At 81.7% G+C, this 786-nt stretch carries 1 pseudogene; it reads right to left on the minus strand.

From position 1 onward, the window contains the following. Positions 1 to 786, minus strand: a pseudogene (locus tag ABD308_RS38025) (hypothetical protein); the annotation flags it as partial.

The raw sequence follows: 786 nt of genomic DNA on the forward strand, positions 1-786 counted from the left end.
GCCCCCCGCCCCCCCCGCCCCCGCCCCCGCCCCCGGGCCCGGACGCGGCCCGCGCCCGCCCTCGCCGGGACCGGGCACCACGTCCTCGTCCTCCGGCCCGCCCCCGGTCGCACCGAGCACCGCGTCCGCCCCGGCCGCCACCGCCGTCACCGGTCCGCCCTCAAAGGGCGCACCGGGCACGGCCCCGTGCCCGTGCCGCCCGGCCGCCTTCTCCCCGGGCCCGTCCGGCGGTCCGTCCGACGGCCCGTCCGACGCCCCCGCCAGCGGCACCCCCGTGATCTCCCGCCCGTCCTGCCCGGTCAGCACCGGCCGCCCGTGCTCGTCCAGCTTCACGGCCAGGTCCTCCACCCCGACCACCGGCCGCCCGTCCGCCCCTGGCACGACGACCAGCCCGTCGGCGTCCGCCACCGGCGTGCCGTCGGCACGCACGATGACCGGTTCGCCGTTCTCGTCCAGGACCGGCCGCCCGGCCTCGTCGAGCTTCACCGTCAGCCCGGGCACGCCCACCACCGGCCGGCCGTCCTGCCCCAGCACCACGGCCAGCCCCGTCCCGCCGGGTCCGCCGAGCACCCCGGGCTCGCCGAGGACGGCGGGCAGTCCGGCGGCCACCGGGTCGAAGGCCCCGCCCGGGTAGCCGGCCGCCCGCACGCCGCCGGTGCCGGGCGGCGCCAGCCGCAGCAGCGCGATCACGGCCGGCTCCCGCAGCGCGGCGCCCAGGCCGTCCTTCATCGCCCGCCCGAGTTCGTCCAGCAGGCCGCCGATCTTCAGCCCGGCGGCCTCGACGGC

The sequence above is a fragment of the Kitasatospora putterlickiae genome (genome assembly GCF_039527695.1).
Taxonomy (GTDB): domain Bacteria; phylum Actinomycetota; class Actinomycetes; order Streptomycetales; family Streptomycetaceae; genus Kitasatospora; species Kitasatospora putterlickiae.